Origin of the sequence: Protofrankia sp. Cas4 (assembly GCF_963555915.1) — a bacterium.
In the GTDB taxonomy this organism is placed as follows: domain Bacteria; phylum Actinomycetota; class Actinomycetes; order Frankiales; family Frankiaceae; genus Protofrankia.
The window spans coordinates 26243-49126 of record NZ_CAUVXL010000011.1 but is presented as its reverse complement, the minus strand read 5'-3'; the positions used below and the strand labels follow the sequence as shown (position 1 = coordinate 49126).

Sequence of the window (22884 nt, the reverse complement as noted above, 5' to 3'; positions counted from 1 at the left end):
CAATCGAAAAATCAAGATTTCATCCGCGCCAGAAGACCGAAACGTCGACCAACATTACCCAGACAGGGTTTCTGGATAGCTTCGGTGTAAGTAATCTTTCTGGGGTTATTTTCGGCCGATGGTCAGGCGTCCATCAAAAGTCATGTCGAATGCATTCAATGCGCTTTTCCATTTGTTCGACCAGCGTTTGCGGGTGGTGCCGGTGGGATCGAGGGCCATGGCGGCCGAGCGGGATGTTGCCGTGCGACGCGGGTGCGACGGCGGTAGCCCACAGCGCGCGCAAGGTCGGGTCCTGGCTCAACCCTTTTGACTGATTTGCTACTTATGCCCATAATTGGCTACGCAGTGCATCAGGCAGTGCATCAGCGTGTGTGCCCCAACCGCCGACCGCAGGGAGATCCTAGACAGTGACCGCCCGTTGCCCCATCAGTGATCGGGCTCGATGAGTACCGGTCCGCGTGCGCTGCGGGTGCGACAACGGCGGAATATCGCTCCCGGGGCGATACCGGGCACGCCGGACGGTGCGCTCATCAACACTCTGTGGGAGCCGGAGTCGGGTCTGCAGTCGGTTCCAGCGAGTCGCGGCGCGCGGTCAGCGTCATCGGCCGCCGCGTGGGGGTACGAAGAACGAGCTGGAGGGCACGCCAGTCGCCAGCGTGATCACCTCAACCAGGTCGCTTTGCTCACCGGACAGCCAACCCCGCGGCGTCCGGCCGCGAGACAGGGCGAGTCAGGGCTGCGTGACGACGACCTGGCGGAAGACCTTGCCGCTGACGACGCGTGGCTCCAGCCGGCAGCCGACGCGGTGTCATAGATGCGGGCCGGCGTCTTCGCAGGTAGATGGCTTGCTGCCGGCGTCGCCGAGGGCAATCGTCGGGCCGGGTACAACCGGGTGGCGGTTCGTATTGTGGTAACTCACGTCCACGGGTCGGGTGAGCTGGCGGCGTCGCGAGCCACGGTGTGCCAGGTGGGCGGGAGCGTAGGGTCAGCACCATGAAGCGGATGGTCCAGATCCCCTACGAGCTGGAGCAGGAGGAGGACGGCACCTGGGGTGCCCATGCGTCCTTCCCCAGCGGCGGAGCGCACGGGCTCGGGAACACTCCCGAGGATGCCGTCGCCGACCTCTATGAGGCCGTCAGTCTGGTCATCGAGGAGTTCGGAATCCCGCCAGTGCTGACGATCGTCCAGGACGTTGCCTGATGCCGCCACTTCCCGTGGTGTCCGGCGCGGAAGTGGTCAAGGCCCTGGAGAAGGAAGGCTTCGAGCTCGTCCGCATCAGGGGTAGCCACCACATGATGAAGAACCCCGAGGGACGGTTCACCGTCGTACCCGTTCACCAAGGTAAGGACATCCCGCCGGGAACGCTTCGCCGGATCATCCGCGATGCAGGCATGTCGGTCGCCGAGTTCATCGCCCTCCTCTAGCGGCCGATCCATCGTCCGGTTCGGTCAGCCTCGAATCGGTGATGTCGGTAAGCGGATATCACTTGTGCATCGAGGATGAACCATGCCAAACTCGGGCACCGGTGTGTCACTGTGTCCTGCTCCGGGAGCGGCAGGTGACCATCGATCGTGACGGCCGGCTGCTTATTGACAACGGGTGATGGTAGGGGGACCGGTGGATCTGTTGGCCGGCTACGCCGGCGTTTCCGTGGCCTCTCGAAGCGTCCTCAGCCAGCGGGAGGTCTTCACCGGTGTCCGTAGCAAGATCGGTGTGGTTGGGGAGGCTGCGAGCGTCAGCGCGGGTCATCCCGAGGTAAGTGCCGGTGTCGACGCGTTTGTGGCTGGCTGGACGGGGGCGCTGGTGGCGCTTGGGGCCGCTTCGGAACTGCTCGGTGGGCAGATCGAGTCGGTGGTGGCGACGCTGGGGTCGGTGGACGCGGGTCTGGGGCAGGCCGTGTCGGGGCTCGGGTAGGCGCGGGTGGTGGCCGAAGCGCCGGTGCTGGCTCGGCCGGCCGGTGACCCGGATGAGCTTGAGCTGACGGCCGGTGGTTGGCGGCAGGCCGCCACGGCGCTGGGTGCGGCAGCCGACGAGCTGCGCCGCGAACCGGAGCGCTACGCCGCGGTCTGGCAGGGATTGTCGGCCGGTGCGGCGGCGTCGTCGCTGGCGAGCATCGCGACCATCACGGGTGAGGTCGCCGACGCCCTGATGGGTGGGGCGAATGCCTTGACGACCTGGGCCGGTGCCCTGCGGGCGGCGCAGAGCACCGTCCGGGTCCAGCAGGGTCTGGCGGATGACGCCTATGAGCGGTATCTGCGTGCGGTGGCTTCGGGGTCGACCGCGTCGACATCGTCGACATCGTCGGGCGGGGTGATGGCCGTGAGCCTGGCGTCGACGTCCGGCGGTACGGCGCCCTCGAGTGCGCAGGCGGATCTGGAAGCCGAGCTTGCCTCCACTCGTCGGGTGGCGGCTGCTGCCTGTGATCTGGATGCGGAGGCGGCCCGGTGCCGGCGGGCGTTGGAAGACGGTTTCCGGTCCGGTCTCCTGCCGCCATATCACGCGCACGAGTCGCTTGATGATTACACCCAGTCGGTTATCACCTTCTGGGCGACGAAGATTCCGGTGTTGTCGGCGGAGCCGGACACGGTGGCGTCGGTGGTCTGGGGCATCATGACCGCCGGCCAGGCGGCGTTGATCGGTAAGACGGTGGCCAGTAAGGGGCCGGCGTTGCTCAGCCATCTGTTGTCCGAGGATTATGATCTATGGGCGGTGCGTTACCCGCTGCTCGCTCGCGGCTACCTTGGCCGGCACTCGGCGCTCAACACGGCCTTTGGTGAGAGTAGCCAACTTGGATCGTGGCTGATTGGCAACGAGGTCGACCGCACGCGGAGTCTGTGGGCGATCCAGCAGGACGCCTTCGACGTTTACCGTTCCACTGCGGCGACGGATGGTTGGGAGGCGGGGGCGCGGGCCGGGGCGGTGCGGTCCCTGACCGGTGGTGGGATCTGGCGTTACGGCGGGGCGGCCGGGGGCGTGGCCGCGACTGGCCTGTCGATCCTCAACGTGGCCTCGCAGGGTAACCCGATCGACGCCTACCGGGCCAACGGCGCCGGCTATGTGGCTGATCTGGCTGAGACCGGTTTCAATGCGAGCTTCACGGCGATGATGGTGTGCCCGAACCCGGTGACCGTGGGCGCGACGGTGGTGACCGGGGTGGCCTGGGCGGGGCTGCAGGCTTACGACCACTGGGACGACATCACCGGAGCGGTATCGCATGCTCCGGATCTTGCTGGTAAGGCGCTGGACGCGGGTGCGACGGCGGTAGCCCACAGCGCGCGCAAGGTCGGGTCCTGGCTCAACCCTTTTGACTGATCTGCTGCATATACCCAGAATCGGCTACGCACCGCATCTGAGTGTGTTCTCTAACAGTCGGCCGTAGGGAGATCCCATGACCATGACCGCCCGTTGCCTTATCAGTGGCCCAGTCCGATGAGTACCGGTCCGCGTGCGCTGCGGGTGCGACAACGGCGGAATATCGATCCCGGGGCGATACCGGGCACGCCGGAGGGTGCGCTCATCAACACTCTGTGGGAGCTGGAGGGGGCCGGTAAGCTGGGGACCGGCGTTCTACCGAAAGGGCATCCCGATGGCGGGCCGCTCGGTAAGCGGATCCTCTGGGGGGAGGGTGTCTGGCCGGCGGAGATCTCCCCGTTGATCGGGGATCTGCCCGTGGCGTCGTCTCGAATCGCCCCACGTGGCTACAGTGAGCCGGTCAGTCTGGTGGTGCATAGTCCCGCCGGTGCCATCACCGGGCACATCGGTCAGCCCGGGCTCCAGGGCAGCCTTTTCAAGGCGTTGACCTCCGGGCTTCGCAGGGAACCGAGCAAGGTCCTCATCGAGGCCGGCGGCCGGGCGTGGTGGCTGCGGGCCGTGAAGATTTTTGGCGTACGGGTGACCCGCGCGAGCGGGGAGCCGGTCCTCACCACTCGGCGCCTTCGCTTCGAGGTTGCCCCCGACGCGGACGATCTGGATCTCAGCGTGGCGCTCCTGGTTTACAGCGCGGTCGAACAATCGACCTACGCGCCGCTCCGGAGCCAGTAAACGTGGCAGTAGACGACAAAGAAGCAGCCTCGTGGCTTCCGGCCCGCAGGCTGGGCCGTTGACCGGCGTGCACGGTGCTCCCGGCGAGCCGGCCGACTCTCCGCTTCCGGACGACGCACTGGGTCGTGCCGGTGCCCCCGCCAGCTGGGATCCGGGCCGCCATCGGTTCCGGTTGACGCCCCGGCACCTGGCGGTCCTCGGGCAGCTGATTCATCCGGGCATGGTCGAGAATGAACTCCAGCCGGATCTCGCGGCTCTTGCTGCGGCCGGAATCGTCGACGACGGGCTGGTGGTGCCGGCCGCGGCCGAGCTGGTCCGGGCCTGGGCGGCACCGGACCTGCTGGTCCACGTCGAGACCAACGCACCGACCGGCATCCTCAGCCACGGTGTCGCGATTCGGGGCCGCATCGCCTGGACGGTGGAGGCCTGGCCGGGTAGTGACATCGTCGAGCACGCTCCGCTGGAGCCGGCCTTGCTGGTCCCAGCCATGGCCCGGATGGTCGACCTTCGGCTGCCGCCGGTTGCCGTGTCCGGCGGCGAGGCCGTCCGGTGCGTGGTTTCTGTCCCGATGGCCTTCGTCGATCGGGCGTTCACGGCGGTAGACGCGGTGGGGGTCGCCGACCGGTCCGAGGCCATCACGATCATCCGCGAAGTCGGCCGTCGGTACCAGCCGCCGATCCGGGAGGCCGACATCACCCAGCTGGCCGTGGTGTTGTCCGGCTACAAGCTCTCCTGGCGGGTGACGGTCAGTTGGGATGGTGGGCCGGTTGCGCCGCCGGCGGCCCCCGGCGATGTGCAGTTGCGGTCGTTGGTCGTCATTGATGCCGGTCCGGCCGGGTTCTGGCGGCGGGAGACGCCGGCCGAGCCGCTGCGCGCCGAGGACATCGACTCCCAGATGGCGGTCCGGTTGGTGCCGGTCAGCGCCAAGGAGGTGTGGGCCGGGTTGGTCGAGTTGCTGCCGGAATCGGCCGGAGTGGTGTAGATCGGAATGTTTTTTGCATATGCCCAGAATCGGCTACACGGCGCATCAGAGTGCATGCCCCAGCTGCCCACCGCAGGGAGATCCCAGGACGATGACCACCACCCGCAGCCTCGTCGCCAGCAAGGTGCCATGAGCGCGGGAAACCGCGCCCTTCGACTTTGGCGACGAGGCGACGTTCCCCCGGAGGAGATCCCTGGCGCTCCGGAGGGCGCTCTGGTGGATAGCGCCCGGATGCTGGAAGGCTACGGCCGGGTGGCCGGCGGCCTGATACCCCAGGGCCATCCCATGGGCGGGCCCTCCGGCAAGCGTGTCGTGTGGGGGGAAGGCATCTGGCCGGCGGAGATGATCCTGGTGCGCGACATGATCAAACTGAAACACGACTTCATCCGCTCCATCGTCATGGAGCCGCCGGTGCGGTTTGTCGTGCACAGTCCGGCCGGCCCTGTCTCCGGGCGGGTCAGCCAGCCGGGGGTCCGCGGCGGACTGCTGCGCGCCCTCACCACCGACCTGGGCACGAAGGCGTCAGCTGTGCGGATCGAGGCTGACGGCCGGCTGTGGTGGCTGCGCGGCGTCGGCCCGGTCGGCGCCCGTATCGAACGCGCCACCGGCGAGCGCATCTTCTTCACCCGTCGGCTGCATGGCGTCGTCACCGCCCACGCCGATGACCTGGACGTCAGCGTGGCTCTACTGGCCTTCACGGCGATCCCCAGCTCTGCCTACCACCCTGTCTTCGGGTTTTGATGCGCTGGGCAGGGACGTAACAGTGCGAGAGGGGACTGCGATGTCCGCCGAGGAAACCAGCCGAGCGGGCCAGCGCAGCCACGACGGCCACGGCACGCAGTCCATTGCCCAAACAGCGGATACCGCACTTGGTCCTGCCTGCGCCCCCGCCTGCTGGGATCCGGGCCGCCATCGCTTCCGGTTGACGCCCCGGCACCTGGCGGTTCTCGGGCAGCTGATCCATCCGGGCGCGGTCGAGAACGAACTCCAGCCGGATCTCGCGGCTCTTGCTGCGGCCGGAATCGTCGACGACGGGCTGGTGGTGCCGGCCGCGGCCGAGCTGGTCCGGGCCTGGGCGACACCGGACCTGCTGGTCCACGTCGAGACGAACGCGCCGAGTGGAGTGTTTCCGCTTTTCTGGACACCTTTTTAGACTGCCAGTTGGCTGATATGTCTGTAGCCTTGCTCGTATTCTCTGGGTGTCAAGTATTCGAGTGTGGAATGGCGGCGTTTCGTGTTGAAGTAGTTCTCGATCCAGTCGGCGGTCTCGGTTGTCAGGTCGCGGAGGGTGAGTCAGCGGCGGGTGTGGATGAGTTCTTTCTTGTAGGTCGCGAAGAAAGATTCCGACACGGCGTTGTCATCGCAGATTCCGGTGCGGCCGAGGGAACGGCGGATGTTTTTTCTTGGCGTAGGTATCGAAGGTGATGGATGTGTATTGGGCGCCGCGGTCGAAGTGGAATATCACTCCCGAGGGTGGTCGGCGGCGAGCGATGGCCATGTCGAGGGCCTCGGTGACGAGGCTGGTGCGCATGTGGTCGGCGGTGGCCCAACCCACGACGGCGCGGGAGTACAGGTTGATGACGGTCGCGACGTAGGCCCAGCCGTGACGTAGGTGATGTCCCCACACCAGCGCGTGTCGGGTGCTCCGGCGGTGCAGTCGCGGCCGAGCAGGTCGGGTGCCGGCACAGGCCGGTCGCTGCCGCCGGGGTTGCCACGTCCCTCACGGTAGATCTTCCTGATCGGGGCGGTGTAGGTGGTGTCGTCGCGGGAGCGCTGGCTGGGCTCGCCGCGGCGCCAGGCGTAGTAGCCGGACCGGGACACGGCCAGCTCGGTACACATGAACGCGACGAGGAACTCCTCGGAGGCAGCCCAGTCCGCGATAGCAGCGAACGTCACTGCTTTCCGCTCGCGAACCAGGTCGCTACTTTTTTGCGAACTCCACCTGCATCCGTAGTTCAGCGATTGTGGCCGTCGCATTTTTGGCTTCGCCGCGTGGCCGGACCAGTTCGGCTCGTTCGGACTCGGTGAGCTCCGTGTCCGATGGCTGGGCCGCCTCGGCCTCGTCCCGTGCTTTCTTCAACCACTTTCCCAACGTCATCTCGTGGACGCCGATGTTCCGGGCGACCTCAGCGGCCGAGCGGCCCCCATCAACGACGAAAGCTACCGCCTGCGCCTTGTACGCCTCGGTACATGCACGGCGTGTCGAGCCCATATCTCGCGCTCCCGATCAATCGGGCAGCTTTACCGAGTGTCCACTAAAGCGGGTACGGTCCAGTCAGACGGATCGTGACGGTCAGCCTGGAGACGATGAAGATCGTGGACGGGCTCCCACCGCTGAATATCCTGGAGTAGCGGGTCAAAAGCGGAAGGGGTCGATGCCCACCCCGGGTGGGGATGGGGCGGGCATCGATCTTACGGATAGTTACTGATTGGTGGGTACCTCGCGGAAGACGAGGGTGACCTCCACATCGCCGTAATGGTCGACGAACACGGCGTCCGCGGGCATGGTCACCAGCGCGCTCGACACATCCGAGGCGACCGCGCCGGGCGACACGCACAGTTCGTGATCAACAAGCGGTGGTCGTTCGACGCGTGACACGGTTGCGAGTTCAGGCAAGCCGGACGGTTCATGGCCGCCGGGCGGGAATGGGAAGGTAGACATCGGGTTGCGGGCCTCCTTGTAGGTCCGTAGCCAAGGTTCCGTCGGGTGTGTCAGCACTCGGCGGGACCGCCCCCAGAGCAGGTTGCAGCGCTACAACCTATGTCGAGTCTGGCGGAGAAGTTGCAGCGCTGCAACCGGCTAGGTTTGTTCCGTGCCCGAGGAGACCGTGACCAGCAGCGACATTGCGGCCCGTCTCGGGATCTCCCAGACCGCCGTCAACAAAATGATCTCTCGGGCGTCGGACTTCCCTGTTCCAGTCATCGAGCGGTCGAACTTCCGCGCCTGGCGCCGCTCCGACATCGAGGAGTGGATCCGCCGTCATCGTCCCAACGCGGGCACCCGTTGACCTATGTGGAGAATGGCGCGTTGCCGAATTACCCTGCTTGGAGATCAAGAGCGCGACGCGCGCCGCGCGACCGGCTGCCCGCGGCCTGGCTGCCGTGCTCGCCGGGCGCGTCGCATCCCGCCGCCGTGGAAACCCAGAGCAGATTCGATAGCACGCCAGCGAAGTCCGACAGGGCTGAGACCCCATGGCTACCGCTCGAACATGCGGAAGGTTGCTTTCAGCACCGTCGTCTCCGATCGCGTAGTCAGGTCAGGCCATGTCAACGGCCTACGCGCGTGTACCGCGCCGTCATGTCCAACGGACCGGAGAGGCCTCCAGCGGCGTCGAACGACGCTTGACGTTGCCGGTGGCTGGTTCAGGGCTTCGGGGCTGGATGGTGGCAGAATCGGGGATTATGGCTGTGACTGTCGTCCCGACATACTTAATCATGGTTCTGCTTATCGGTGCCATAGTGTGTATATCGATCTTGTCGAGACGCCACAGGAACAAGGTCCGCGATACCGTCGAACGGCTGCCTGATCCCGCACCCCTACCTCGGGAACCTCAGACTCCGACGGCGCCGGAAACGAAGCAGGTAGAGGGATGGCACCCGAAAACCGATGGTAGACGAATAATAGCTTCCCGTTACCGTCTCGGCTCCCGTCTCGGCGGCGGTGGTATGGGAACAGTGTGGGAAGCAGTCGACGAGGCGCTGCATGTACCCGTCGCACTCAAAGAGATCAACATCCAAGGGCACTCCGACGTCGACCGACGCGAACTCGTTGCCCGGGCTCGTCGGGAAGCCCTCAGCGCCGCAAAGCTACGCGGGCACCCCCACGTCGTCACCGTGTACGACGTCGTCGAGGACCAGAACCTGCCCTGGCTCGTGATGGAGTTGATCCGTGGCCGTTCCCTCGCAGCGGTCATCCGGGAAGACGGGCCGCTGGACCCCGCGCGGGTGGCGAAGATCGGTATCGCGGTACTCGACGCGCTGTCATTCGCGGACAGCAAGAGCATCGTCCATCGGGACGTCAAACCCGCGAACATCCTGTTGACCGACTCCGGAGACGTCAAGCTGACCGACTTCGGCATTGCCACCATCCGCAACGCAACAATGATCACCGCTGACGGGTCGGCGCCGATGACGATCCTCTACACCGCACCCGAGCGAATTCGGAACGAAACAGCCACTGCGGCCAGCGATATCTTCTCGTTGGGAGTGACGCTCTACGAGGCGGTCGAGGGGATATCCCCCTTCCGCCGAAAGGACATACCCGCAACCATCTACGCGATACTCGACGAACAGCCCCCACAGCCGCGCCACGCGCCGCCGTTGCTGGCGGAGACGCTGAGCCTGATGCTCATGAAAGATTCGGCCACCCGGGCGCCGGCCTGGCAGGTACGAGCTGGACTGACAGAAATCTGTGACACGGCCCACTAGCGGGGGGATGCCGCAGCATCTGGTCCGAAGAGCACCACTATCGGCTCCTCCTCTGAATCGTGGATGTCAGGACAGCTTGTGACCGACCTGGAAAAATACACCTGGGCTGAATCTGTCGCCAGCTACGACGCTGGTGTGTATACCTTTGTTAAGGGCGGAGTCCGCTCCGAGATTCTTCCCCTCTTTCGCTGCTGGGAAGAAGATCTCCAGCTGCTCCCCATCACCGATGTGCCGTGGGGGGACGGCGGCGATACCTTCGTTTCACTTATGCCCCAGAAACGGCATGAGTGGCTGGTCATCGGCGAGCACGGCACCCACTTCCGTGGGTTCCTGCTGCTCGAGGAGCTGTCTCGCGGCCGTAGCGTCTTGCTGGTCGCTTTGCCCCAAATAAACCTATTCATCCAAGTAGTGGTAGATGGCGAAATCGTGCGCTCATTCAACGCTTGGAGCACATATGATCCCGCCGGTGCTCTACCCGAGGAAGCCGGACTGCCCTTCGGCTCGACGGCTGGTACGAAGGCCACCTTCGCCTTCATCGAGCGGCTGACCGGCCACGAGATGACACAGCAGTGGATGCTTGGCCCCTGCGAGACAGCGCGGGCCAGGAGCGAATCTCCGCATTGACCGATCGGGTGGACTATGTAGGGTAGGCGGCTGGCGCGGTGGCACTCTAGGGCTTCGGCAAGATCGCATAGGATTATGATCGGTTGCACTGGGTAGTTGTACTGGCGTCCGGTCTGGCTTGGCATTCGTGCCGGGATGACCCACGTCCGCGTTGTCGGCTTGCCAACACATCGCCATGCACGGCAAACATCACGCGGGGCTTTCTCTGGCGATTCGAGCGGCGATCAAGAAACCCCGCAGTGCGCCATCGAAATATTATCGAAATTGAATTGGCAGGACCCGGGCCTGCCGTTGTGGAAAAAGTGGCCTCTTGTTCAGGATGCTGAAAGCGCGACCAAACAGAACCCGAAACAGAAGGCCATCACGTGTGATCATGCCAGACCGGCACCGCCGTGTCGAGCGCGCCAGCACCAGCCGACACTTCTCTCCCAGGTCTTCTCCCGATGTCTTCCACTCATCAAGGAAGACCCCGGAAGCGTGGTCGAAGAACGCTCTCACGGACGGATCAGACCTACATCCGCCAGCAGTGCGGTGGGCGGTGGTTGCCCGCCTGGTTTCTTGATCGATATTGGGCGGGAGGGCTTCCCTACGCCGTTGTGGGTGCGCCGAAGGCCCGGATCTCGCTCCAGGTGGGCGGGCCGGTCAAGGAGCGGGCGCGGGGGCTGCGGGCCGGGGAGCTGCTCGTCGGGATGGCGACCGAGCAGCTGGCGGGTGAGGCGACGGCTCCTTGCTGCGTATCCTCGTCGCCTGACGGGTGCCTTTCGCCTGGGATATCGATTTGGTTGTGGTAACCCCGATTCTCCCTGCGCGGCAGGCACCCGATCACGTTCCACGGTCAACAGACAGCCAACATCACCCATCTACTGGCAGATGTAGGTCTGAGGCGGGTGAAGCTCGCGAGGTGCTCGCGAGGTGAAGGAGCGAGGCCATGTCCGACACGGTGCATCCCGGCTGGGACCCGACCAGGCTGCGACAGGCACGCGAAGCCGCCGGACTGACCCAGGAGGACGCCGCCGCGGAGTTGACAGCCCTCTCGGAGACGCAGGGTTTCATCCCCACGCTGCGGGCTGTCGCCGTACCGCGCGTTACGTCACCGCGCGGCGGTTCGACCTTCACGACATCCGCACCGACCTCGGCAAGCAGATGGGTGGCCACCGGGCCCGCAATGCCGAACGTGCATTCGACGATGCGGATTCCCTCGAGAACGCCCGCGCCCATCAGGCGCCGCAAGGAATGTCGCGCCATGGAACATCGCGGTCGCTCCGCGGCTCCGATGGCAAGCCGAGGATGCGTTCGCCGATGATGTTTCGCTGGATGTCCGGCGTGCCGCCGGCAATGGAGAAGCCCTGGGCGATGAGGAACGCGAGCACCGGGTGGCTGTCGTCACCGGAGTCGTAGCCGGGCACGAGGGTCCCGGCCGCGCCGCGCAGGTGGAGAGCAAACGCTCGGATCCGCTGCGTCAGCGGGGAATCGGCCAACTTGAGGATCGACCCCTCCGGCCCCGGCGTGCCGGCCTCGCGTAGCGACTGGGCGCGGACCTTGCTGAGTCGCAGCACCTCGGCCTCGATCCAGAGCCGCACGAACGCATCACGTTGCACGTGACTGCGCGGCCCTTCACGGTAGACGTCCATGAGCGCGCCGATCTCGCCGCCACCCCTCGCGTCGACCACACCCCCGATGCTCACGCGCTCGTTGGCGAGCGTCGTCAGGGCGAGGCGCCAGCCGTCGTCGACGTCGCCGACGCGCTGCGAGTCGGGCACGCGCGCGTCGGTGAAGTAAACCTCGTTGAAGTGGGCCGTGCCGCTCATTGTGCGCAGCGGGCGCACCTCTACGCCGGGCGCCTGCATGTCTACGATGAACGCGGTGATGCCCCTGTGCTTCGGCGCATCAGGGTTGGTGCGCGCGAGCAGCAAACCGAAGCTGGCCAGATGGGCCGACGAGGTCCAGACCTTCTGTCCGTTCACGATCCACTCCTCGCCGTCGCGGACGGCGCGCGTGGCGAGCGTCGCCACGTCGGAGCCGGCGCCCGGCTCGGAGAAGAGCTGGCACCAGATGTCCTCGGCGGTCCAGATGCGGCGCAGGTGGCGCGCTCGCTGGTCGGGGCGGCCGCACTGGGCGATGGCGGGGCCCACCATGCCGACGCCCATCGGGTTACGCATCCAGTTGGGGCGGCGGCCCGCGGCGTCGAGCGTCGAGTCGATGACGTCCTGCACCCCAGGTTCGAGAGCGAGGCCGCCTTCGCCCTCGGGCCAGTGCACCCACGCCAGGCCGGCATCGAACAGGGCGCCGAGGAAGGTCACCTCGTCCGAGTCGGTGTGCTCGGCGAGTACCTTCTCGGTCAGCGCTTGGAGCGCGCCGGCTTCCATCACTGCACTCCCAACGTTCTGTTGTCCGAGGTGAGCAACGAGTTCCCTCCGGTGACGATGCGCGTGGCTGCATGGCCCCAGTACTTGGCGCCGTGACGCTTGACCGTGAAGATGCGGTCCACGGATCAGTCGGCGGACGGCAGCTGCTTTGGCTGCTTGATCGACAGTGGACGGTCGTCAGCGAACAGCGACCCGGAGCCGGCCTTCGTACAGAGCAGCTCGAGGCTGGACTCGGCGTCCTCGTAGCGCTTGCCGATCACCGTGCCGCTGGCGTACCTGGTGTCGAGCGTCGCGCCGGACGGCAGGTGCGAGCCACGCGACACCATCGGCTGGCCGCCGTACGTCAACACGATCGGCACGGCAGGTGCCGCCACCACGATCACTTCGGTGTCGCACACGGCGCTCTGCCAGCGTGAGCCGATCTTCAGCCCGACAGTATCCGTCGTCATGCCCGAGCCCCTTCACGATCCGTCGTGTGCGGCGCCCGTGGCACCGACCGTGTCGCCCCCGAACACCCGTCCCTGCCTTGCACATTATAGTGTAGCGAGCGTGTTATAAAGTGCCTGGGCGCCGGCCGCCTGGTGCCGTTCGCGAACAGTTGGAGACGCGTGATGGAGCGACGACTGGCCGTCGGCCGACCGCCTCCCCACCGAGTGCCCACAACTCGCATGGGGGCGGTCAGCCTGCGAGGTCGTTGCCGAGATTGGCGATGTTGATGACGCGATTAGTGCCGGCGCGGCTGTAGTCGTAGCCGGCCAGTGGGTAGCCGTTCGTAAGGAACGCGAACGACGTGTCCACCTCCGGGTCGTGGAACGCGAGCTGGCACGGCGCCCCGCCGTTGCCCCACGTGCGCGGCGACCCGGTGTGTGGTGCCCACGGCCCTGGGTCATCACCGCACACGGTCACGAACAGGCCGAGGTGGGTGATGCGGTCGCTGCCGCCATAGAGCTTGTCGCCAGCCGGGGCCATTGACACGTGCGGCCGAGTCGCCTCCTCGACGATCTCTTTCGACCACACGCCCGAGTGGTGCACGTGCTGGAAGAACATCGCCATGTCGGCGGCGGTGCCGATGAGCGAGTGGCTCGGCTCCCCGCCGGCCAGCACCTTGGCGTTGGCGAGGTACCACGGCCCCCACGGATCGATCTCCTGGTCGTCGCTCGTGCGGTCAATGGCGATCGGAACGGCGACGAGCTCCTCGTAGCGCTCGACTGGAATCGGCAACACGAAGCCGAGGCCGAGCGGCTCGACGATCGTCGTGCGCAGGTAGTCGGCGAAGGGGAGTCCGGTGCGGCGCTCGGTGAGCTCGGCGAGGATCCACGCCGCCGAGGTGAGGTGGAACTGGAACTGCGTGCCCGGCTCGTAGTCGAGGCGCCAGCGGGCGAACGCCGCCAGCCGGGACTCCCGCGTGAGCATCTTCGGGTAGCCGAGGGGGGCGAAGGGCAGGCCGGCGGTGTGGGTGAGGACGTGGCGCACCTTCACCGCGTCCTTCCCGTTGGCGCCGAACTCCGGGATGATGTCGGCCACGTGCTCGTCGAGGTCGAGCAGCCCGTCGTCGAGCAGCTTCCACACCGTGCCGGCGACGACCGAGCGCCCGACCGACTGAAGGATGTAGCGCGACTCGGGGGTGGCGTCGCCGTAGGTTACGAAGGCGACGAGCTCGCCCTTGTGCGCGACGGCGACCTGCGCCGACGGCAGCGGGCCGTGCTCGACCTCGAGTCGGACACGCCGAAGGAACACATCTAGCCGAGCCGGGTTGAGCGCCATGTAGCCATCCTTCGTTGGCGAGTCACGACGTCCTCGCGTGGGCGTGTCTAGTTCGCACCGGCGGCACCCGCCCCGGCCGTCTCACCGCCGTCGAACGTGACGAGGTTGCCGGTCATGTAGGCAGCCCGGTCGCTGGCGACGAAGGCGATGAGTTCGGCCACCTCGCCGGGATCCGCCACGCGACGCATCGGGTTCACGGGGAGCTGCTTCCTCTGGTGGTAGGCCAGGACCGGTTGCCCGAGCTCCGTGTCGACCTTTCCTGGGGCGATCGCGACGACGCGGATGCCGTCGCGAGCCCACTCCAGGGCGGTGACGCGGCTCAGCATGTTCAGGGCGGCCTTGGACACGCAGTACGCCGAGAGGCCGATCGACGGATAGAGCGAGGCGGTGCTCGAGACGTTGACGACGACCCCGCCCCCACTTGCGGCCATCAACGTTCGGGCCTGGCAGGACAGGCGCCACGCAGCGGTGACGTTGACGGCGAAGGTCTCCGCCCAGTCCTCCGCCGTGAGCTGGTCCGCAAGCAGGACGGGCGGAAAGACCCCGGCGTTGTTGACGAGGATGTCGAGACGCCCGAAGTGCTCTTCGGCCTTGGAGACCAACGAGTCCAGCGCGGAGGTGTCGCGCACATCGGTGGGCACGACGACGGCCGTGCCGCCTGCTGAATGGATGGTCTCGGCGACCTGGCTGAGCGAATCGCGCGAACGCGACGCGAGGACCACGCAGGCTCCGGACATCGCGAGGCGTCGCGCGGTTGCCGCTCCGATCCCGCGACTGGCGCCGGTGACGATGGCGACGCGACCGCGCAGCTCGTTGTCGTGATGGTCGAACTCGACGGTCGCTCCCGGTGGGGCCGTCACCACCGTGCCCGGCTCGTGTTGGTCCACGTGCCCCTCCGTCTCGTGAGCGTGCGGAATCTAGGCCGCGGCGGTCGCGAGCCCAACGAGCTGCAGCCCATTGTCCCGCAGCAACTTGCGCCTTTGGTCGGCGGGCAGATTCTGCAGCAGCTGCTCGAACGACGCAGGCTCCGCGAGCCCCTCCGGATGGGGGTAGTCGGAGCCGGCGACGATGAGGTCCGGACCCAGCCGCTGGACCACCGCGGCGACGTCGTCCTCGGGGTAAGGCGTGACGCGGACGTGCTCGAGGAAGATCTCGCTCGGCCGCGCGGGAAGTGGTCCGCCGACCCACGGACCGTTGCGGCCCAGCCCCCGCATCTTGTCCATGCGTCGCAACAGAGGCGGTACCCATTCGCACCCGTGCTCGACGCTGAGCACCTTGATGTTCGGGAAGCGGGCGAAGAGGTTGTCGAAGACAAGCGCGGCGAGCGTCTCCATGACAGGTTGGTCGCCGTAGGTGAACGTCCACTGCCAGGCCGACTGCGTGTAGAAGGTCGGCTCGGGTTGCTGGCCCCAGTCTGGCGACCGCCGCTCGGTGTAGCTCATTGCGGGCTCGGAGATGTGATATGCGACCGTGACGCCGGCTTCGTTGACCCGGGCCCAGAACGGGTCGAAGTACGGGTCGCCTGGCGACCGCCCGTAGACCGGGCCGGTAGGTAGCAGGATCGCCCTGGCGCCCTTGTCGAGCACCCAGTCGAGAAGATCGACCGCCATGTCGAGGTCCCGCAGGGACAGCTGGGGAAGGCCGAAGATGCGCTCCTGGTAGGCAAAGCCCCATTCCTCCGCACACCAGCGGTTCCAGGCGCGGAGGCTTGCGTAGAGCAGATCCGTCTCCCGCAGGTAGTGCTCGGCGAGCAAAGCCGTGCTCGGGAACATCAGACAGGCCTGCACGCGCTGGGTGTCCATGACGGCAAGCCGGGCGTCGCGGTCTTGGTACTCCGGTCGCATCGGTTCCATGCTGTAACTGTCGCCGACGGAGCCACCCGTCTTCATGGTGAGGAGCATTTCCCGTAGGGAACCGGGCCGACCGACCTCGTCGAAGAGGCTCGCATCCAGAAGTCGGACCGGCTGGCCGGCGGCCAGCAGGATCTCGTGACCCTCGGCGTCGATCTCGGTTCGGAAGGTTCCCTCGGCGTAGGCCGCGTCGATGTGTCGGGTGAACGAGTCTCTCGGCTCGTAGAAGTGGCTGTCGCCATCGAAGATCTCGTCCATGCGGGCCATCGTCCTTCCTTCCATGATCGACCTTACTGGTCGGGCACGGGTCGGTCTGTTATAACATAACAGATGTATCATTAACCGGGTTGGCGCGGGTCGCGGGCCGGGATGTCGCGCACGGGTTGACTTGTTTTAGAACGACTGATATTTTATCTCACTGCCACGCGCGGGCTGGTGCTGGCGTTCGGTCAGCGGGGACCAGGGACGTTCGCGCCAGGTCCTGCGGAGCGGGCGGGAGAGGGAACAGGTTGAAGGGGTGCCGCCGATGGTTAGGCCGACGCGTTTCTTGCACTGCAATCTCAACTGCGCTGATGTCGCTGCAGCCGCCGCGCTGTACACAGACGCATTGGGCCTTCGGACGGGGATGACCACCAGGACCGATGAGATCGACGCGCGGCCGATGGGCCTTGACACGGCCACAGCGGAGATCGAAGCGTGGTTCACCTACGACCACCGCGGCGGCAGGCGAAGCCCGGCGCTCGAGCTGGTCGAGTGGAAGAAGCCCGCCACGGCAGGCGAGACGTACTCCGATCCGGGTGCCGTGGGAATGCAGGCGGTCGGGTTCGAGGTGCGGTCGATCGCCGAGGCAGTAGCGTCCTTGCGGGCCGCGGGCGGGGTCGCACGTCCATCGACGCTGACCACGGTGGGCGGTGATCGCCCGGTCGCAACGGTCATGCTCGACATCGACGGAGTCGGCATCGAGTTGGTCGAATCAGACGTCGCCACCGCTGCGACGTTCGCCTACGTGCGAATGAACTGCGCTGACCTGCACGCAGCCACCGACTGGTACGAGCAGATCGGCTTCGAGCGCCGGGGGCCTCTCCTTCAAGCCGTGTGGGAGCAGGCCGCTCAGAGCGCCGAGGTTCAGGTCCAGCGGATCGGGCTCCCGGGTGACAGCAGCTTCGAGTTGCAGCTCACGACTGCTCGGCCGGTGCCGGGCGAGGCCAAAGCACACGCTGCCGCCAACCATCGAGGGCTGTTCCGCATGGCCCTGGCGGTTGAAGACATCCACGAGGCGGTCGGGTCGGCGCACGCCGCGAGCATCGCCACCTCCGACCCGGTGTGGGTGCCGCTGCCGGGCACCCCTCTGGGTGGCATCTGGGCGTCATTCGGCTGCGACCCCGACGGTGTGATGGTCGAATTCGTCGGGTTACCTGTCGCTCAGCTCGAGGTCCGGTGATGGACCCGGTGACCGGAATCGACGTGACGAGCGCCGACCTCCTCCTGTCGACGACGCGTGCCGTCCGCAAGCGCCTCGACCTTAATCGTCCCGTGCCGCCCGCGGTCATCCGGGAGTGCATCCAGCTCGCCCTCCAAGCGCCGACGGCCAGCAATGGGCAAGGCTGGCGGTGGCTTGTCATCACCGACTCCGATATGCGCCGCCGTCTCGCCGAGCTCTACCGTCAAAGCGAGGCCTACCTCCACAAGAAGGCCGCCCAGGTACCCGGAAGCGATCTCCAGACGCGGCGGGTGTACGACAGCGCGCTTTACCTCAGCGAGAACCTCGAGCGGGTCCCAGCGCACGTCATCCCATGCATCGAGGGTCGCGTTGACGGCGCGGACAATGCCGTCGCTGCCGCGCACTACGCATCCATCATCCCAGCAACGTGGAGCTTCATGCTCGCCCTGCGGGCCAGGGGTCTGGGCTCGGCCTGGACGTCATTGCATCTGGTCAAGGAGAAGGAGACCGCTGAGCTGCTCGGCATCCCCGGGAACGTCACGCAGATCGCCTTGATCCCCGTCGCCTATACCATCGGCAGCGACTTCAAGCCCGCAGCCCGCGGCCCCGCCGAGGCGGTGACGTTCTGGAACAGCTGGGGTGGCTGACCAACGCCGCTCCCGGGTACTCCCCCCAGCCCGGGCGGGAGCGGCGTGCCGACACTACTTCCGCCTCTCCCGCTTGACGCGACGACGAAGGAGCACCGATGCCTGCAGTGACCCACGATCCGGGCGGCCTTGGCTACCTGCTCGTGGACGCCGACAACCACTTCTACGAGCCAGCTGACTGCTTCAGCGCGTACATCGATCCGACCAAGCGCGACCTTGCCTTTCACGCAGAGACCGTCGATGGCGAAAACCAGTACCTCGTGGCGGGACGCCGCTACACCTATCTCGAAGAGCCCTTCGCCGAGACCCAGGTACGTCCCGGCGCGTTAGCATCCATGCTTCGGGACCGCTACCGCGAGACGCCGGAACCGGTGGGCAGCGCAGGGCGTCCGGACTTCTCAGCGACCGCGGCGTTCGTGCCGATGGATCCGGCCTGGCAAAACCGCGACGCTCGGATCGCTCTGATGGACCGGCAGGGCGTGCAATCGGTGATCATGCTGCCGACTCTGGGTGTCACGGTGGAGCACTTCATGAAGGGCGATCCGGTCGCCACCTACGCCAACCTGAACGCGTTCAACCGGTGGCTTGAAGAGAACTGGGGCTTTGCCTACCTTGACCGGATCTTCCCACCCGCGCTCATCTCGTTGCTCGACGTCCAGAGTGCGGTCGTGCAGATCGAGCAGGTTCTCGCGGCCGGTGCCCGATTCGTCGTCATGAAGCCCGGACCGGTAGGGGGCAAGTCGCCGGCGCACCCCGACTTCGACGCCGCGTGGGCCCGACTCGCAGAAGCGCGAGTCCCAGTCATCTTCCATGTCGGCGAGGCGGGCTTCAACGAACTCTACTCAGCCTCCTGGGGCGAGAACCCGAACCCGAGCGCCTACCGCGCGAGCGCGTTCCAGTGGTGCAACTTCATGGTCGAACGCCCCATCATGGACACGATCGCCGCTCTGGTCTTTCACAACCTCTTCGGCCGGTTCCCTGATCTTCGGGTCCTCACCATCGAGAACGGATCCGCATGGGTCCCCTACCTGCTTCACTCGATGGACAAGAAGAAGGGCATGGGCCGCAACGGCCCCTGGATCGGCGGGCATGTTGTGGGCCGGCCGAGCGAGATCTTCAAAGAGCACGTGCGCGTCACGCCGTTCCACGAAGACGACCTCGAGACCCTCATCGGCGAGATCGGCGCTGAAGCCGTCCTGTTCGGCTCGGACTACCCCCACGCGGAAGGCATCGCAGAGCCAGCCGACTTCGTTACCCTGGTCAGCGGCCTCGACGCGGCCGCCAAGCGCCGGATCCTGCGCGACAACACGCTCGACCTGATGAAAGGGCATTGGTGAGCACCTCTAGGTTCCGGGCGTTCGTCGCCACCGAGCAGGACACCAAAGTCAACCGCGGTGTGACTGAACTCGACATCAGCGACCTTGCAGCCGCGGGCGTGCTCATCGACGTGCAGGCCTCGAGTGTGAACTACAAGGACGCACTGGCGACGATCCGGGGCGGCCAGGTGGCCGGCATCTCACCGCTCGTGCCGGGCATCGACCTCGCCGGAGTCGTTCTGGAAAGTGACGTTTCCTGGCTCGCCCCGGGCGATGCGGTGCTGGCGCACGGCTATGCCATCGGCACCTCCCAGCACGGCGGCTACGCAGAACGCGCCCGGGTGCCAGCGGAGTGGATCGTGTCGCTTCCCGTAGGACTCACAGCACGGGAAGCAATGATCATTGGCACGGCCGGGTTCACGGCCGCGTTGTCCGTCATCGCTCTCGAGAACCATGGCATCGAGCCGAGATCGGGGCCAATTCTCGTCACGGGCGCGAGCGGTGGCGTCGGCAGCATGGCCGTCGACCTGCTGGCCCGGCGCGGCTTCACGGTCGTCGCCAGCACGGGCACCCCCGCGGCTGATCCCTACCTGCGGAAGCTCGGCGCCGCGGAGGTGCTTCCCCGGGCCCAGCTGTCCGACCCCGACGGCCGTCCACTGCGGCGGCCGCGCTGGGCCGCGTGCGTCGATGCTGTTGGTGGACACACGCTCGCCAACGTCCTTGCCCAGCTTCATCCCTCTGGTGTCGCCGCCGCGACCGGTCTCACCGGCGGGTCAGGACTCCCCACGTCTGTGCTGCCGTTCATCACGCGTGGCGTCACCCTCGTCGGGATCGACTCGGTCAACCTGCCCATCGACCAACGGCGCAGCGTCTGGGACCGGCTGGCCAACGACCTCAGACCGGTCGCGATGGAGGACATGGTCCACGAGATCTCGCTGGAGCAGCTCGACATCGAGCTGAGCCGCATCCTCGCGGGCGAGACGACAGGCAGGGTGATCGTCACCCCAGCGAGAGCAGCCTCATGACCGACTTGGCGCACAGCGATGCTGAAGCCTCACGCGTCGATCAGGCTATCGATGTCCTCCTCGCTGAACACGACCCCACCGTCACGGACCCCGTGCGGTTCCTGGGGAGCCAGTACGACGCGGGCCTCGCCTGGGTCTCGTTCCCGCCGGGTCACGGCGGGTTGGGCGTCCCTCCGAGTTTACAGAAGCACGTTGCCCGGCGCCTCCAAGCCGCGGGCGCCCCGAAGGGCATCGCCCACAACCCGCTCGGCTACGGCATGGGCGCTCCGACGGTCGTGGCTCACGGCACGATGGAGCAGAAGCAACGCCTCCTGCGACCACTGTTCACCGGCGAAGAGGTCTGGTGCCAGCTGTTCAGCGAGCCTGGCGCGGGCTCAGACCTCGCGGGGCTAGCGACGTGCGCTGTGCCGGATGGCGACGCGTGGATCGTGAACGGGCAGAAAGTATGGACCTCGTGGGCTCATCTCGCCCGGTGGGGCATGCTCGTAGCGCGGACCGATCCCAGCGTCGCCAAGCATCGTGGCCTGTCCTACTTCATCTGCGACATGACGGCCCCCGGCGTCGATGTCAGGCCCCTCCGCCAGCTGACCGGGCACGCGGAGTTCAACGAGGTGTACCTCACTGACGTCAGGTTGCCGTCCTCACTGATGCTGGGGCAGCCGGGCGAGGGCTGGGCCGTCGCGCTCACAACCCTCAACAACGAGCGGTACATGCTCAGTGAGGGGCTGGCAGCGGACAGCGCGATGCGCGAGGCGATCAGGTTGTGGCGCGCGCGGCCGGACAAGATGTCCAGTGAAGCCATGAACTTGCGGGGCCGCCTGCTCGAGCTGTACGTACGCGTCGAGGCAACGAGGCTCACAACTCTACGGGCCGAGGAGCAGCGGGATAGCGGGACGGTCGGGCCCGAGGGGGCCGTCGCGAAGCTGGCGACGACTCAGCTCAACCAGCAGGTGACCGAGCTCTGCGTGGACCTGCTGGGACCGGCCGGCATGCTCTACGGCTCCTACAACGAGTTGCGACAGCCGGAACTCAGCGACGTCGTGGGTGTAGAAGCCGACACCCCGATGCGGGCCTACCTACGGGCCCGAGCGAACACCATCGAAGGCGGCACGTCAGAAGTCCTGCGGAACACACTCGGTGAGCGCGTGCTGGGCCTTCCCGCCGACATCCGCGTCGACAAGACCCTGCCCTGGAACCAGCTAAGGCGGTCGTGAGCGCCACGACGACCAGCTCGAGCTCCCGACAGCAGGCATCAACCCGCCTGGAGACACGATGATCACCTTTATTCTGACCGACGAGCAGAAAGAGCTCCGTTCGATGGCGCGGAGGTTCTTCGAGTCTCGTTCGCCTGAGTCTGAAGTGCGTCGGCTCATGGACACCGACGCCGGCTTCGACCCCGACGTTTGGGAGATGCTTTCGGGTGAGCTCGGACTGGCCGGGCTGATCATCCCTGAGGAGCACGGCGGTTCGGGGGCCAGCGCAACGGAACTCGGCATCGTGCTGGAGGAGGCCGGCCGCGCGCTCCTGTGCGCCCCGCTGCTGTCGAGCGCGGTACTCGCCGCGCAGACGCTGCTGGAATCGAACGACGCGGCAGCGCAGAGGGAGTTCCTGCCGAGGCTGGCGACCGGTAGGTGTCGCGGCGCCCTCGCGGTGACCGAGGAGCCCGGCTCATGGGACCCGGCGGCGGTGTCGGTGACTGCCATGAGGTCCGGCGACGAGTGGGTCGTGTCTGGCACGAAGAGCTATGTGCTCGACGGGCACACTGCCCAACTGCTCATCGTCTCGGCTCGTACCGGCGACCAAGTCAGCCTGCTGCTCGTCGACGCCGACGCACAGGGGGTCGCCCGCGAGGTCCTTCCGACCATGGACCAGACGCGCAAACAAGCACGGATCACTTTCCATGATGTCAGCGGCCGCCTGCTCGGTTCCGAGGGCGCTGCGCCCGAGGTGCTGGACCGCGTGTTCCGCTTTGCCGCAGCCGCGCTGGCAGCCGAACAGGTGGGAGGTGCCCAACGCGTGCTCGAGATGGCGGTCGACCACGCCAAGGCCCGTGTCCAGTTCGGGCGAACGATCGGGTCCTTCCAGGCGATCAAGCACCGATGCGCGGATCTTCTCGTGGAGGTCGAATCGGCCCGCTCGGCCGCCTACTTCGCGCTGGCCTGCTTCGCCTCCGCTTCGGAGAACTTCGTGGACGCGGCGCACGTCGCGAAGGCCTACTGCTCTGATGCGTTCACTCGGGCCGCCGCCGAGAACATCCAAATCCATGGCGGAATCGGTTTCACCTGGGAGCACCCTGCCCATCTGTACCTTAAGCGAGCGAAGGCATCAGGGCAGCTCTTAGGAAGTCCGGCCCACCATCGCGATCGTCTCGGACGCACCCTGGGGATCTGACGCTGCGGC

Annotated in this window: 29 protein-coding genes; 18 read left to right on the top strand and 11 right to left on the bottom strand. The window is 66.5% G+C overall.

The genetic code is table 11. From position 1 onward, the window contains the following. The first annotated feature begins 442 nt into the window (after nt 1-442). The 9 genes from U9979_RS01125 (at nt 443) to U9979_RS01085 (ending at nt 6176) form a co-directional block, all read left to right on the top strand. The gene (locus U9979_RS01125; RefSeq protein ID WP_322777896.1) at nt 443-814 is read left to right on the top strand and encodes a hypothetical protein; all 372 of its coding nucleotides are present in this window, start codon (nt 443-445) and stop codon (nt 812-814) included. 179 nt (nt 815-993) lie between these two features. After that, on the top strand, nt 994-1200 hold the full coding sequence (locus U9979_RS01120) for a hypothetical protein (protein WP_322777895.1): 207 nt from the start codon (nt 994-996) through the stop codon (nt 1198-1200). Then, complete coding sequence (locus tag U9979_RS01115; protein WP_322777894.1) at nt 1200-1424, top strand: type II toxin-antitoxin system HicA family toxin; 225 nt, start codon at nt 1200-1202, stop codon at nt 1422-1424. Before U9979_RS01120 ends, U9979_RS01115 begins: the two co-directional genes overlap by 1 nt. Nucleotides 1425-1617: 193 nt before the next feature. Further along, nucleotides 1618-1914: a hypothetical protein gene (locus U9979_RS01110; protein WP_322777893.1), complete on the top strand. Its 297-nt coding sequence runs from the start codon at nt 1618-1620 to the stop codon at nt 1912-1914. A gap of 9 nt (nt 1915-1923) precedes the next feature. Further along, nucleotides 1924-3312 (top strand): hypothetical protein, encoded by a 1389-nt coding sequence (locus tag U9979_RS01105; RefSeq protein WP_322777892.1) that lies wholly within the window; start codon nt 1924-1926, stop codon nt 3310-3312. 117 nt (nt 3313-3429) lie between these two features. Next, entirely contained in the window at nt 3430-4041 is a 612-nt protein-coding gene (locus tag U9979_RS01100) for a hypothetical protein (RefSeq protein ID WP_322747246.1), read from the top strand. 31 nt (nt 4042-4072) lie between these two features. After that, complete coding sequence (locus U9979_RS01095) at nt 4073-5023, top strand: hypothetical protein (RefSeq protein ID WP_322777891.1); 951 nt, start codon at nt 4073-4075, stop codon at nt 5021-5023. A gap of 216 nt (nt 5024-5239) precedes the next feature. Next, nucleotides 5240-5764 (top strand): hypothetical protein, encoded by a 525-nt coding sequence (locus tag U9979_RS01090; RefSeq protein WP_322777890.1) that lies wholly within the window; start codon nt 5240-5242, stop codon nt 5762-5764. Between the two features lie 40 nt (nt 5765-5804). Then, a complete protein-coding gene (locus U9979_RS01085) occupies nt 5805-6176 on the top strand; it encodes a hypothetical protein (protein WP_322777889.1) in 372 nt (123 codons plus the stop codon). Here the strand turns inward: U9979_RS01085 and U9979_RS24995 are convergent. From U9979_RS24995 to U9979_RS01070, 5 genes are all read right to left on the bottom strand, one after another. Then, nucleotides 6173-6301, bottom strand: coding sequence for an IS3 family transposase (locus U9979_RS24995; RefSeq protein WP_416219153.1), 129 nt, complete (start codon nt 6299-6301; stop codon nt 6173-6175). The two genes, U9979_RS01085 and U9979_RS24995, sit on opposite strands and share 4 nt — an antisense overlap. 79 nt (nt 6302-6380) lie before the next feature. Next, nucleotides 6381-6578, bottom strand: coding sequence for a DDE-type integrase/transposase/recombinase (locus U9979_RS24990; RefSeq protein ID WP_416219149.1), 198 nt, complete (start codon nt 6576-6578; stop codon nt 6381-6383). Then, entirely contained in the window at nt 6485-6919 is a 435-nt protein-coding gene (locus U9979_RS01080; RefSeq protein ID WP_322777888.1) for a hypothetical protein, read from the bottom strand. Before U9979_RS01080 ends, U9979_RS24990 begins: the two co-directional genes overlap by 94 nt. Nucleotides 6920-6944: 25 nt before the next feature. Continuing rightward, the gene (locus U9979_RS01075; RefSeq protein WP_322777887.1) at nt 6945-7235 is read right to left on the bottom strand and encodes a transposase; all 291 of its coding nucleotides are present in this window, start codon (nt 7233-7235) and stop codon (nt 6945-6947) included. A gap of 210 nt (nt 7236-7445) precedes the next feature. Continuing rightward, nucleotides 7446-7685, bottom strand: coding sequence for a hypothetical protein (locus U9979_RS01070; protein WP_322777886.1), 240 nt, complete (start codon nt 7683-7685; stop codon nt 7446-7448). 151 nt (nt 7686-7836) lie between these two features. On the opposite strand from U9979_RS01070, the gene U9979_RS01065 reads away from it, so the two are divergent. The 3 genes from U9979_RS01065 to U9979_RS01055 all read left to right on the top strand — a co-directional run bounded on the left by U9979_RS01065 (nt 7837) and on the right by U9979_RS01055 (nt 10075). Beyond that, nucleotides 7837-8031, top strand: a complete 195-nt coding sequence (locus U9979_RS01065) for a helix-turn-helix domain-containing protein (RefSeq protein WP_322777885.1) — start codon at nt 7837-7839, stop codon at nt 8029-8031. Between the two features lie 256 nt (nt 8032-8287). Then, nucleotides 8288-9451 (top strand): serine/threonine-protein kinase, encoded by a 1164-nt coding sequence (locus U9979_RS01060; RefSeq protein WP_322777884.1) that lies wholly within the window; start codon nt 8288-8290, stop codon nt 9449-9451. A gap of 78 nt (nt 9452-9529) precedes the next feature. After that, nucleotides 9530-10075: a hypothetical protein gene (locus U9979_RS01055; protein ID WP_322777883.1), complete on the top strand. Its 546-nt coding sequence runs from the start codon at nt 9530-9532 to the stop codon at nt 10073-10075. An 852-nt stretch (nt 10076-10927) separates the two neighbouring features. Here the strand turns inward: U9979_RS01055 and U9979_RS24985 are convergent. From U9979_RS24985 to U9979_RS01030, 6 genes are all read right to left on the bottom strand, one after another. Further along, nucleotides 10928-11293: a CoA transferase gene (locus tag U9979_RS24985; RefSeq protein ID WP_416219147.1), complete on the bottom strand. Its 366-nt coding sequence runs from the start codon at nt 11291-11293 to the stop codon at nt 10928-10930. Continuing rightward, nucleotides 11293-12441 carry an acyl-CoA dehydrogenase family protein gene (locus U9979_RS01050; protein ID WP_322777882.1) on the bottom strand — a complete coding sequence of 383 codons (1149 nt, stop codon included), beginning with the start codon at nt 12439-12441 and terminating at the stop codon, nt 11293-11295. The genes U9979_RS24985 and U9979_RS01050 overlap by 1 nt, the downstream gene beginning before the upstream one ends. Nucleotides 12442-12566: 125 nt before the next feature. Next, the gene (locus U9979_RS01045; protein WP_322777881.1) at nt 12567-12890 is read right to left on the bottom strand and encodes a hypothetical protein; all 324 of its coding nucleotides are present in this window, start codon (nt 12888-12890) and stop codon (nt 12567-12569) included. A gap of 229 nt (nt 12891-13119) precedes the next feature. After that, entirely contained in the window at nt 13120-14205 is a 1086-nt protein-coding gene (locus U9979_RS01040) for a serine hydrolase domain-containing protein (protein ID WP_322777880.1), read from the bottom strand. Between the two features lie 47 nt (nt 14206-14252). Then, on the bottom strand, nt 14253-15092 hold the full coding sequence (locus tag U9979_RS01035; protein ID WP_322777879.1) for an SDR family oxidoreductase: 840 nt from the start codon (nt 15090-15092) through the stop codon (nt 14253-14255). Nucleotides 15093-15122: 30 nt separating this feature from the next. Continuing rightward, nucleotides 15123-16322, bottom strand: coding sequence for an amidohydrolase family protein (locus tag U9979_RS01030; protein ID WP_322777878.1), 1200 nt, complete (start codon nt 16320-16322; stop codon nt 15123-15125). A 259-nt stretch (nt 16323-16581) separates the two neighbouring features. Between U9979_RS01030 and U9979_RS01025 the strand changes: the two genes are divergently transcribed. The 6 genes from U9979_RS01025 to U9979_RS01000 all read left to right on the top strand — a co-directional run bounded on the left by U9979_RS01025 (nt 16582) and on the right by U9979_RS01000 (nt 22875). Further along, complete coding sequence (locus tag U9979_RS01025; protein WP_416219133.1) at nt 16582-17496, top strand: VOC family protein; 915 nt, start codon at nt 16582-16584, stop codon at nt 17494-17496. Nucleotides 17497-17513: 17 nt separating this feature from the next. Next, a complete protein-coding gene (locus U9979_RS01020) occupies nt 17514-18143 on the top strand; it encodes a nitroreductase family protein (RefSeq protein WP_416219145.1) in 630 nt (209 codons plus the stop codon). Between the two features lie 98 nt (nt 18144-18241). Then, a complete protein-coding gene (locus U9979_RS01015) occupies nt 18242-19480 on the top strand; it encodes an amidohydrolase family protein (protein WP_322777875.1) in 1239 nt (412 codons plus the stop codon). Beyond that, nucleotides 19477-20484 (top strand): acryloyl-CoA reductase, encoded by a 1008-nt coding sequence (locus U9979_RS01010; RefSeq protein ID WP_322777874.1) that lies wholly within the window; start codon nt 19477-19479, stop codon nt 20482-20484. Before U9979_RS01015 ends, U9979_RS01010 begins: the two co-directional genes overlap by 4 nt. Beyond that, on the top strand, nt 20481-21698 hold the full coding sequence (locus U9979_RS01005; protein WP_322777873.1) for an acyl-CoA dehydrogenase family protein: 1218 nt from the start codon (nt 20481-20483) through the stop codon (nt 21696-21698). Before U9979_RS01010 ends, U9979_RS01005 begins: the two co-directional genes overlap by 4 nt. A 58-nt stretch (nt 21699-21756) precedes the next feature. Beyond that, nucleotides 21757-22875 (top strand): acyl-CoA dehydrogenase family protein, encoded by a 1119-nt coding sequence (locus U9979_RS01000; RefSeq protein WP_322777872.1) that lies wholly within the window; start codon nt 21757-21759, stop codon nt 22873-22875. Nucleotides 22876-22884 lie beyond the last annotated feature (9 nt).

Excerpts from the sequence above, each read along its gene's own strand:
- U9979_RS01125 (WP_322777896.1), top strand. The coding sequence starts at position 443 with ATGAGTACCGGTCCGCGTGCGCTGCGGGTGCGACAACGGCGGAATATC.
- U9979_RS01120 (WP_322777895.1), top strand. The coding sequence starts at position 994 with ATGAAGCGGATGGTCCAGATCCCCTACGAGCTGGAGCAGGAGGAGGAC.
- U9979_RS01115 (WP_322777894.1), top strand. The coding sequence starts at position 1,200 with ATGCCGCCACTTCCCGTGGTGTCCGGCGCGGAAGTGGTCAAGGCCCTG.
- U9979_RS01100 (WP_322747246.1), top strand. The coding sequence starts at position 3,430 with ATGAGTACCGGTCCGCGTGCGCTGCGGGTGCGACAACGGCGGAATATC.
- U9979_RS01085 (WP_322777889.1), top strand. The coding sequence starts at position 5,805 with ATGTCCGCCGAGGAAACCAGCCGAGCGGGCCAGCGCAGCCACGACGGC.
- U9979_RS01075 (WP_322777887.1), bottom strand. The coding sequence starts at position 7,235 with ATGGGCTCGACACGCCGTGCATGTACCGAGGCGTACAAGGCGCAGGCG.
- U9979_RS01070 (WP_322777886.1), bottom strand. The coding sequence starts at position 7,685 with ATGTCTACCTTCCCATTCCCGCCCGGCGGCCATGAACCGTCCGGCTTG.
- U9979_RS01060 (WP_322777884.1), top strand. The coding sequence starts at position 8,288 with ATGTCAACGGCCTACGCGCGTGTACCGCGCCGTCATGTCCAACGGACC.
- U9979_RS24985 (WP_416219147.1), bottom strand. The coding sequence starts at position 11,293 with ATGGGCGCGGGCGTTCTCGAGGGAATCCGCATCGTCGAATGCACGTTC.
- U9979_RS01050 (WP_322777882.1), bottom strand. The coding sequence starts at position 12,441 with ATGGAAGCCGGCGCGCTCCAAGCGCTGACCGAGAAGGTACTCGCCGAG.
- U9979_RS01045 (WP_322777881.1), bottom strand. The coding sequence starts at position 12,890 with ATGACGACGGATACTGTCGGGCTGAAGATCGGCTCACGCTGGCAGAGC.
- U9979_RS01040 (WP_322777880.1), bottom strand. The coding sequence starts at position 14,205 with ATGGCGCTCAACCCGGCTCGGCTAGATGTGTTCCTTCGGCGTGTCCGA.
- U9979_RS01030 (WP_322777878.1), bottom strand. The coding sequence starts at position 16,322 with ATGGCCCGCATGGACGAGATCTTCGATGGCGACAGCCACTTCTACGAG.
- U9979_RS01025 (WP_416219133.1), top strand. The coding sequence starts at position 16,582 with ATGGTTAGGCCGACGCGTTTCTTGCACTGCAATCTCAACTGCGCTGAT.
- U9979_RS01015 (WP_322777875.1), top strand. The coding sequence starts at position 18,242 with ATGCCTGCAGTGACCCACGATCCGGGCGGCCTTGGCTACCTGCTCGTG.
- U9979_RS01005 (WP_322777873.1), top strand. The coding sequence starts at position 20,481 with ATGACCGACTTGGCGCACAGCGATGCTGAAGCCTCACGCGTCGATCAG.
- U9979_RS01000 (WP_322777872.1), top strand. The coding sequence starts at position 21,757 with ATGATCACCTTTATTCTGACCGACGAGCAGAAAGAGCTCCGTTCGATG.